This window comes from Phytohabitans sp. LJ34, from assembly GCF_052068095.1.
Taxonomy (GTDB): domain Bacteria; phylum Actinomycetota; class Actinomycetes; order Mycobacteriales; family Micromonosporaceae; genus Phytohabitans.
Genome location: NZ_JBQHDG010000003.1, coordinates 165,440 through 175,019 on the forward strand (window position 1 = coordinate 165,440; position 9,580 = coordinate 175,019).

Sequence of the window (9,580 nt, forward strand, 5' to 3'; positions counted from 1 at the left end):
ACCGGAAGGTGAAGGACGGTGAACGCCTCAGCCGCCGGCCTCCTGCCGGACGTCAGCGGGCACTTCGGGCGGTTCGGCGGGCGCTTCGTGCCCGAGGCGCTCATCGCGGCGCTCGACCAGCTCGACGTGGCCTACCGGCACGCGATGGCCGACGAGGCGTTCCAGGCCGAGTTCGGGCGGCTGCTGCGCGACTACGCGGGCGTGCCGTCGATGCTCTACCGCGCCGACCGGTTCTCCGCGGCGGCCGGCGCGCGGATCTACCTCAAGCGCGAAGACCTCAACCACACCGGCGCGCACAAGGTGCGCAACGTGCTCGGCCAGGCGCTGCTCACCAAGCGGATGGGCAAGACGCGGGTGATCGCCGAGACCGGCGCCGGCCAGCACGGGGTGGCCACCGCCACGGCGGCCGCGCTGATGGACCTGGAGTGCGTCGTCTACATGGGCGAGGTCGACACCGAGCGCCAGGCGCTCAACGTCGCCCGCATGAAGATGCTCGGCGCCACGGTCGTCCCGGTGAAGACTGGCTCCCGCACGCTCAAGGACGCGATCAACGAGGCGCTCCGCGACTGGGTGTCCACTGTAGACGACACGCACTACCTGCTGGGCACGGCGGCCGGGCCGCACCCGTTCCCGGGCATGGTGCGCGACTTCGTGCGCGGCATCGGCGTGGAGGCGCGCCAGCAGTTCCTCGACCAGACCGGCACGCTGCCCGACGCGGTCGCCGCCTGCGTGGGTGGCGGGTCCAACGCGATCGGCATCTTCCACGCGTTCGTGGGTGACGAGGGCGTCCGGCTGTTCGGGTTCGAGGGCGGCGGCGAGGGCGTCACCACCGACCGCCACTCGGCGCGCTTCAGCGGCGGCTCGCCCGGCGTGCTGCACGGCGCCCGGACGTACGTGCTCCAGGACGCGGACGGGCAGACCGTCGAGTCGTACTCGATCTCTGCGGGCCTCGACTATCCGAGCGTGGGGCCGGAGCACGCCTGGCTGCACGAGGCCGGGCGGGCGAAGTACCTGCCGGTGACCGACGCCGAGGCGATGCACGCGTTCCAGCTGCTCTGCCGCACCGAGGGCATCATCCCGGCGATCGAGAGCGCGCACGGGCTGGCCGGCGCGCTGGCCATCGCGCCGGCGCTCGCCGCGGAGCTCGGCCGCGAGCCGACCATCATCGTCAACCTGTCGGGTCGGGGGGACAAAGACGTGGAGACCGCGGGTTCCTACTTCGGGATCTTGGACGCATGAGCCTCACCGAGGTCTTCGAGAAGGCGCGGGCCGAGGGGCGCGCGGTGGCGATCGGGTGCATGCCGGCCGGCTTCCCGACCGTCGAGGGCAGCATCGCCGCGATGGTCGCGATGGCCGAGGCGGGCATCGACGTGATCGAGGTCGAGCTGCCGTACTCGGATCCGGTCATGGACGGTCCGGTTATCCAGAAGGCGAGCGACATCGCGCTCGCCGGCGGCGTCCGCACCCAGGACACGCTCCGGGCCATCGAGGCCGTGGCCGGCACCGGGGTGCCGGTGGTGCTGATGACCTACTGGAACCCGATCGAGCGGTACGGCGTGGACGCCTTCGCCCGCGACCTCGCCGCCGCCGGGGGCACCGGTCTCATCACGCCCGACCTCATCCCGGACGAGGCGGGGGAGTGGCTGGCCGCGTCCGACGCGTACCAGCTCGACCGCACGTTTCTGGTCTCGCCGTCGTCGACCGACGCCCGCCTCGCGATGACCGTGGGGCACTGCCGCGGCTTCGTCTACGCGACCGCCGTCATGGGCGTCACGGGCGCCCGCGACCAGACGTCGGCCGCGGCGCCCGCGCTCGTCGCCCGGGTCCGGGCGGTCACCGACCTGCCGGTCGGCGTGGGTCTGGGGGTACGCGACGGCGCGCAGGCCGCCGAGGTCGGCTCCTTCGCCGACGGGGTGATCGTGGGCAGCGCACTGGTCCGGTGCGTGCTGGAAGCGCCCGACGAGGCCGCCGGGCTGGCGTCCCTGCGCGCGCTCAGCGCCGACCTGGCCCGCGGCGTGCGGGCCGTCAAGCGGGAGGCCTGAGTTTGACGGATCGCTCGGTCGCGCAGCGCTTGAAGGCGACGTCTTCCCTCGGCGGCGGTCTGCGGTGGTCGAGGTCCGCGTCGCCTCAGTCCAGACGCCGCCGCGCTAGCCTCCCTCGCGATCTAGGCCGCGACCGCGGTGAGCGGCTCGGCGGCTTCGGGGATCTCCGGCTCGCTGTCGCGCAGCACGTGGCGCAGCACACCGGAGTGGCCGGCCACCGCGTCCGCGATCGCCGCGCGGGCGACCGGGGTCATCGGCTCGGGCAGCATCGAGGGGTCGTGCCAGGACAGCCGGCTGATCCGGCCGGGTGAGTTGACGCTCGCCTCGCCGCCGTCGATCTGGCCGCGGAAGACGTACTTGAGCACGTCGGGCATGTCTTCGCCACAGGTGTTGCCGGTCAGCTCGTAGACGCCGACCAGGTCGACCATGTGGGTCTCCAGACCGGTCTCCTCGCGGATGTCGCGGATCGCCGCGTGGACCGGGCTCTCGGCCTGGCGGATGCGACCGCCGGGCAGGCACCACAGCCGGTGCCCCTGACTTTGCTGGCAGAGCAGCACGCGGCCGGCGGCGTCGGTGATGACGGCGGCCACCGCGGAGGTCAAAGAGCTCATGGACAAAGAGCGTACGACTGCCCAACGGAGAAGTCAGCCGTCGTTCACCGACAAACCATGCCCGATTTGGGCGTGACCGGGCTAACGCGAGCGCGGCCCGCGACGGTAGCGTGTGCACCCGTGACAATCGCCGCAATCCCGAGCCCCAGCTCAGCGGTCTGGGAGCTCGGTCCGATCCCGATCCGGGCATACGCTCTCTGCATCGTCCTCGGCATCGCCGTCGCCTGCGCGGTGACCGAGTTCCGGCTGCGCCGCCGCGGCGGGCCGCCGTGGGCGGTCCTCGACATCGCGGTGTGGGCGGTGCCGTTCGGCATCGTCGGCGCCCGGCTCTACCACGTCATCACGTCGCCGCAGGACTACTTCGGCGAGGGCGGCAGCCCGGCTGACGCGTTCAAGATCTGGGAGGGTGGCCTCGGCGTCTGGGGCGCGGTCGCCGGTGGCGTGCTCGGCGGCTGGATCGCCTGCCGCCAGCTCGGCATCCCGCTGACCGTCGTCGCCGACGCGGTGGCACCGGGCCTGCCCCTCGCGCAGGCGGTCGGCCGGGTGGGCAACTGGTTCAACAACGAGCTGTACGGCGGCGTCACCACCCTGCCCTGGGGCCTCAAGATCCACCAGATGGACCCGGAAAACCCGGGCCACGCCCTCAAGGACCAAAACGGCGACCCCATCCTCGAGCCCGACCTCTACCACCCCACGTTCCTCTACGAGGCGCTGTGGAACATCGGGGTCGCGGTGCTGGTGCTGCTCGTCGACCGCCGGTTCAAGCTGGGCAAGGGGCGGGCCTTCGCGCTCTACGTGATGGGCTACACGGTCGGCCGGTTCTGGATCGAGCTGATGCGCACCGACGAGGCCAACGACATCGCGGGCGTGCGGGTCAACGTGTACGTCTCGGTGCTGCTCTTCCTCGGTGCCCTGCTCTACTTCGTGCGCACCCGCGGCTTCCAGGAGTTCCTCGTGCCCCGGGACGCGCCGGCGCTCGCCCCGGTCGGCGGCGGGAGCACCGACGTCTCGCAGCGGGACGTCTCCGGCGGCGCGGCCGAGCGGGCGGCGGCCAAGCCCAGCGGCTACCGCGTGGTGACCGAGGAGCAGTACCTGCGGTACAAGGAGACCGGCGACCTGCCACCCGACGACGAGCCGGCCGGCGACTCGGGCGACCTGCTCGATGACTTCGCGGACGACGAGACGATCGAGCGCACCGGCGACGTGGCGATCACCGAGGACCCCGGCGACGATGACGACGACGCCGAGAAGGCGGACGGCGCGTCCGACCCCGGCGCTTCCGCGGACGGCGACAATGGCCCCGCCGGCGACGCCGACCCGCCGGACCGCGCGGTCACCTCCAAAGACGACCGCTGAGGCACGAGACTAGGGGGCGCCACCGATGCGTACGGCTGTGGTCGTCGGGGCGGGCATCGGCGGCCTGGCCGTAGCGGGCGCACTGGCCCGGTCCGGCTGGCAGGTGACTGTGCTGGAGCGCGACGACCGGGTCCGGGCCGAGCGCACCGCGCTGATCCTCTGGCCGAACGCGATGCGCGCCCTCGACGCCCTCGGCCTCGCCGGCGGGCTCGACGCGATCGCCACGCCGCTGCCCGACAGCGGTGTACGCCGGCCGGACGGGCAGTGGCTCGTGCAGCCGCGCGGTGTGGTCGGGCGCGGCCCGGTGATCGTGCACCGCGAAGACCTGTACGACGCGCTCGTGGCCGGGCTCGGCGACCGGGTCGAGATCCGCACCGGCGTGACCGTGCGCGGCGTGCGGGCCGACGAGCGGGAGCGGCCCGCGGTGAGCGACGGCCGCACCACGTACGAGGGAGACGTCGTCGTGGCCGCCGACGGCATCGACAGCGCGGTGCGGCGGCGGCTGGCGCCGGAGTCCACTGTGGTCAGTTCGGGCTGCGCGGCGTGGCGGGCCGTCATCCCGTGGTATCGCGTGCCACCGCTCAACGAGGGGCGCCCGGTGGTGGGGGAGACGCTCGGCGCGGGATACCGCTTCGTCGCAGCCCAGCTCGGCCAGCGCGGCTCGTCCGGCGGCTCCACCCGCGGCGGCGTCTACTGGGTCGCCACGGCCGCCGGCGCGCCCCGGCCCGAGCCGCCGGCCACCCAGCTCGCGCTGCTGCGGCGGTGGTTCGCCAAGTGGCACCCGCCGATCGGCGACCTGCTCGCCGCCACCGAGCCCGACGACCTCGTGCAGCAGGAGGTGCGCGAGCTGCGCCCGCTGCCCCGCGAGTACGGCTTCCCGGCCGGGCCGGGCGGTTTCGCGCTCCTCGGCGACGCCGCCCACGCGATGCCGCACCACCTCGGCCAGGGCGCGTGCCTCGCGCTGGAAGACGCGGCGACGCTCGGCTCGGTGCTGCGCGACGCGGTGCCCGGCGGGCAGGTGCGGGAGGCGATCGCCGCGTACTCCCGGCAGCGCCGACCCCGCGCCGCCACGGTCGTGCGCCAGACCCGCCGGATGTCCGCGGTGCTCCAGGCCCGGGGCCGCCTCGCGCTGCGCGCCCGCGACGCCGCGCTGGGCACGATCAGCCCGCGCCTGATGGGCAGTGCGGCGACCGCCGCCGCGGCCTGGAAACCCCCCGCCTGACCTCATCGCGAATCTGCCCGAAGGGGGCAGTCACGTAGCCGGGCGGACATCCATGCCGGCACACGGCGGGCGCAGAAGTCGGACCGAACGGATGCTGACCGTCGCAGCGCGCGAGGGGCACACTACGCGCAATGACCGATGGCCTACGCGTACGCCCGGGACAGGTGCGCTTGCTGGGGCCGGTGGAGTTGACCGGTCCGGGTGGGCCGGTTCCGCTCGCCACCGGCGCGCGCCGGCTGCTCGCCGCCCTCGGCCTGCGCGGCGGTGAGGTCGTCGGCTGGGCCCAGCTGAGCGCGGCGGGCCTCGACCCGGTGGCCCTCGACCGCGACGCGGCGGCACTCGCCGGTGCGCTGGCCCGGGTCGGCCTGCGCGGCGCGCTACAGACCCGCCCGTCCGGCATGCGCCTCGGCGCTCGGCATATCGACGCGCTCCGCTGCCAAGACGAGCTGCGCCGGGCCCGCTCCCGGCGGGCTGCGGGAGACCTCCCGGCCGCGATCGCCCTCTACGACCGCGCGCTGGCCCGGTGGCGTTCCGACACCCCGCTCGACGGGATCGCACTGACCGGCTGGGCGGCCGCGGAGGCCAAGCGGCTGCGCGACACCCGCACCCGGGCCCACGAGGAGCGGTGGGACTGCGTGCTCCGCCACGCCGGCGACGCGGTCCGGGCCACCGGCGCGCCGGTCGCCGACCGGGCCGCGGTGCGTGCCGGCATCGAGGCCACCAAGGCGGCGGAGGTGGCGGCCACCGAGCTCGAGGCGGGCGTGGCCAAGCACCCGCTGCGCGAGCGCCGGTGGGAGCTGCTGCTGACCGCGTCGCTGCTCAGCGGCGGGCGGGCGGCCGCCCGATCGGTGTACGAGCGCGCGGTCCGCACCTTCGCCGACCAGCTCGGCGTCGAGCCGGGCGAGCGGCTGCGCGCGCTGGCCGCCGCGGCCGAGCGCGGTGACATCGCCGAGCTGCCCGCCCCGCCCCGGCCCGAGCCCCGCGTGCCCCGGCGGGTGGCGCCGCCGCCGGTGCCGCTGACCAGCCTGCTCGGCCGTGACACGCTCCTCGACGACATCGGCGCGCGGCTCGCCGCCCACCGGCTGGTCACGCTGGTAGGCCCCGGCGGCGCCGGCAAGACCCGGCTGGCGATCGCCGCGGCCGGCGTGCTGGGCGGGCCGGTGGCCTGGTTCGTCGACCTCAGCGTGGTCGACCGGCCGGTCCTGGTGCCCAGCGCGGTCGCCGAGACGCTGGGCCTGCGCGAGGATCCCGGGCTCGACCCGGTCGACGCGATCGCCGAGGAGATCGGTGAGCACGAGGTGCTGCTCGTGCTCGACAACTGCGAGCATCTGGTCGCCGGCTGCGGCGAGCTGGCGCGCGAGCTGCTCGCCCGCTGCCCGGCGCTGCGCATCCTCGCCACCAGCCGGGCGCCGCTGCGGGCCGACGACGAGTCGATCGTGCCCGTCCCGCCGCTGCCGCTGCCCACCGCGGCCGGCGGCCACACGCTGGCCGACCTGGCCACGCACGCCGCGACCCGGCTCTTCCTGGAGCGGGCCCAGGCGCGCTCGGGCCGCCCGGTGCCCGAGGGCAGCGCCGACGCGGTGGCCCAGCTCTGCGCGGAGCTCGACGGGCTGCCGCTCGCCATCGAGCTGGCCGCCGCGCGCACCCCGCTGTTGAGCGTCTCCGAGATCGTCGCCCGCATCCGCACCGACCAGCGGCTGCTGCACAGCCCCGACCCCACGACCCCGCCCCGCCACCGCACCGTGGCGGCCGCCGTCGAGTCCAGCCTCGAGCAGCTCGCGCCGGACGTGCAGGCGTTCTTCGAGCGCCTGGCGGTCTTCGCGGGCAGCTTCGACACCGCCGCGGCCGACGCCGTGCGCGCCGGCACCAGCTCCGACCCCACCGCGCTCGACCAGCTCGTCAACGCGTCGCTGGTCGAGGCCAACGCCGGCCGCTACCGCCTGCTCATGCCCATCCGCCGCCACGCGCTGGCCCGCCTGCACGCCGACGTGCCCGCCGCCCGCACCGCACACGCCGCGCACTACCTGCGGGTCGCCGAAGCGGCCGACACCGACCTGCGCGGCCACGCCCAGGAGGCCGGGCTGGCCCGGCTGCGCGCCGACGCGCCCAACATGCGCGCCGCGATGGCCTGGCTGGCCGAGGCCCGCCCGATCGCCGTGCCCTACGGTGACCTGCGCCTGGCCACCGCGCTCGCCATGTACTGCCGGATCGAGGGCCACTACCGCGAGGCCCGCGGCTGGCTCGCCGCCGCGCTGGCCCGCCACCCCCGCGCCCCCGCCCTCCTGCGCGGCGCCGCCGCGGCCGACGCCGCCATGCTGGCGATGCTGTTGTGCGACTACCCGGCCGCCGCCGAGTACGCCGGCACCGCCCGCGCCGCCTACCGCGCCCTGGGTGACCGCCGTGCGGAGGCCCGCGTGGAGATGATCCTCGGTTCGGTGGCCCGCGAACGCGCGCAGTACGAGGCCTCCGCCGCCCACCTCGACAAGGCCGCCGCCATCTACGTCGAGTGCGGCGACGAGCTGGGCGAGGCCCGCGCCGTGCAGCTGCGCGGCTTCACCGCCTGGCTGGCCGGCGACTTCGACCGCGCCGAGCTGCGCCTGCGCGCCTGCCGCCGCTGGTTCGAACGCCTGGGCGACGCCGAGGCGGCCGCCTCCGCCCTGATGAACCTCGGCGCCGTCGCCCTCTACCGCGGCGACACCGACCGCGCCACAAGCCTGCTCGACGCGGCACTGGAGCGCTACGCCGCGCTGGGCTTCCCCGAAGGCGTCGGCTGGGCGCACAACCTCCGCGGCCTGGTCGAGCTGCGCACCGGTCGGGCAGACCGGGCCGAGGAGCATCTCGCGCTGAGCCTCGCGACCCACCGCAAGGTCGGCGACCGCTGGCGCACGGCGAGCGTGCTGGAGGCCCTCGCCGAGGTACACCGCCGCGACGACCCGGCCCGCGCCGCCGAGCTCCTGGCCGACGCCGGCCGCATCCGCGACGAGATCGGCGCCCCCGTCCCCGCCTGCGAACGCCCCGACACCGAAGCGACGGCGGCCGCCTTGCGCGCCGCCCTCGGCGACGGCACGCCATTGCCGGCGCGCGCTCTGATCCCGCCCATTTAGAGAAATTTTGTGAGCTACCGCGACGTCCGTCGTGGTCCGTGCCGTTGCGCGGGGCCCCCGCGGCTGTAGGGCTAACGATCATGGCGCCGCCCAGATGTTGAGCGAGTCGCCTGCGCCGCGACAAGAGAATCGAAAACCGGTCGCCCGCACCGTGCGTCACGGGGGTGGGCTTGTGGCGCGGGGGTGGCAGCGGGGGCCGGGGGGTTCGGCTCGCTCTGCGAGCCGCCGGGCTCCGCGGTCTCCGGCGGGAGCGGCGGTCCGCCGCTGACGCGGACCCGGGCAATTCTGCCGTGAAGCCCGGGCAATTCCTGCTTCGAAGCAATGTCGCGGTGTGACCCCGCCGTCAGCTAGCGGCGGCGGGGTCACCGGAGCGGGCTAAGCCGTGGGGAAGACGGATGGGGTGGCGATGCAGGCGGTGCCTACGCGTTGGAAGCCGACCCGCGCGTAGACGCGGGCTATGTCGTCGCTGCCGGCCGACAGGAAGACCAGGTCGACGCCGTTGTCGAGGGCGTGCCTCGCCAGTGCCGCCGTGACGGCCGCGCCGAGGCCTCGGCGGCGGGCGGTGGGGAGCGTCGCCACGCCGGCGATCTCGGCCACGTCGTCGACCCGCTGGAGGATGCCACTCGCCACCACGCCTTCGAGGTCGGGGTCCGGTGGTGACGGTGACAAATATCCCAACACCGAGGCGCGGCGGCCGGCGTCCATCATGCGGCGCTCGTCGGCCAGTTCCTCGGGGGAGACGGGGAGCACCGCGGCGTCCCGCTCCTTGGGACCGGCCAAGCCCGTGGAGGTGCCGGGCGTACCGAATCCGACCGCTCCGACGGCCCGGCGCACCGCGACGTCGGCGGCGAACGTCGGTGCCGCCGCGTCGAGGAAGCGGACTTCCGCGCCCGCCGGGGTGACCAGGGCGGATGGATCCAGGACCATCAATGGCGCCTCGAGTACCGCGAGTCCGGCCGAGCGGGCTACGGCCAGTAGGTCCGGCGTCACCTCGTGTACCCACTCGAATGCCTCGGGCGCACCGATAGCGCGCTGACGAGCGCGAACCGAGGTAATGTCAGCGGCGGATGGCGGTGCTGCGGCGCCCAGGCGGGGGCGCGCGTAGAACGGCCAGCCCGGTCCGTCACGGACGAAGAGCACGAGTCCACCGAAGTCCTCGGTGTGGGCACCGTCCCGGGGCACGGCGTCGTAGAAGCGTTCCAACCGTTCGAACAGTTCAGCCACGTGTGATCAATCTCCGCTGGT

7 protein-coding genes are annotated in these 9,580 nt (G+C 74.8%); 5 read left to right on the top strand and 2 right to left on the bottom strand.

The annotated features are described in order from the left end of the window. Positions 1-18: 18 nt before the first annotated feature. The gene (gene trpB, locus ACTMTJ_RS06180) at positions 19-1,239 is read left to right on the top strand and encodes a tryptophan synthase subunit beta (protein WP_441215116.1); all 1,221 of its coding nucleotides are present in this window, start codon (positions 19-21) and stop codon (positions 1,237-1,239) included. Beyond that, entirely contained in the window at positions 1,236-2,042 is an 807-nt protein-coding gene (trpA, locus tag ACTMTJ_RS06185; protein ID WP_441215118.1) for a tryptophan synthase subunit alpha, read from the top strand. The genes trpB and trpA overlap by 4 nt, the downstream gene beginning before the upstream one ends. Positions 2,043-2,164: 122 nt before the next feature. Here trpA and ACTMTJ_RS06190 read toward each other — a convergent pair whose 3' ends face one another. Beyond that, positions 2,165-2,653 (bottom strand): NUDIX hydrolase, encoded by a 489-nt coding sequence (locus tag ACTMTJ_RS06190; RefSeq protein WP_441215119.1) that lies wholly within the window; start codon positions 2,651-2,653, stop codon positions 2,165-2,167. A 120-nt stretch (positions 2,654-2,773) separates the two neighbouring features. On the opposite strand from ACTMTJ_RS06190, the gene lgt reads away from it, so the two are divergent. The 3 genes from lgt to ACTMTJ_RS06205 all read left to right on the top strand — a co-directional run bounded on the left by lgt (position 2,774) and on the right by ACTMTJ_RS06205 (position 8,335). Beyond that, positions 2,774-4,009, top strand: coding sequence for a prolipoprotein diacylglyceryl transferase (lgt, locus tag ACTMTJ_RS06195; protein ID WP_441215120.1), 1,236 nt, complete (start codon positions 2,774-2,776; stop codon positions 4,007-4,009). A 25-nt stretch (positions 4,010-4,034) separates the two neighbouring features. Then, entirely contained in the window at positions 4,035-5,231 is a 1,197-nt protein-coding gene (locus ACTMTJ_RS06200; RefSeq protein WP_441215121.1) for an FAD-dependent oxidoreductase, read from the top strand. 131 nt (positions 5,232-5,362) lie between these two features. Further along, positions 5,363-8,335, top strand: coding sequence for an AfsR/SARP family transcriptional regulator (locus ACTMTJ_RS06205; protein WP_441215123.1), 2,973 nt, complete (start codon positions 5,363-5,365; stop codon positions 8,333-8,335). A gap of 375 nt (positions 8,336-8,710) precedes the next feature. Here the strand turns inward: ACTMTJ_RS06205 and ACTMTJ_RS06210 are convergent, their stop codons facing one another. Continuing rightward, on the bottom strand, positions 8,711-9,559 hold the full coding sequence (locus ACTMTJ_RS06210; RefSeq protein WP_441215124.1) for a GNAT family N-acetyltransferase: 849 nt from the start codon (positions 9,557-9,559) through the stop codon (positions 8,711-8,713). Positions 9,560-9,580: the final 21 nt, after the last annotated feature.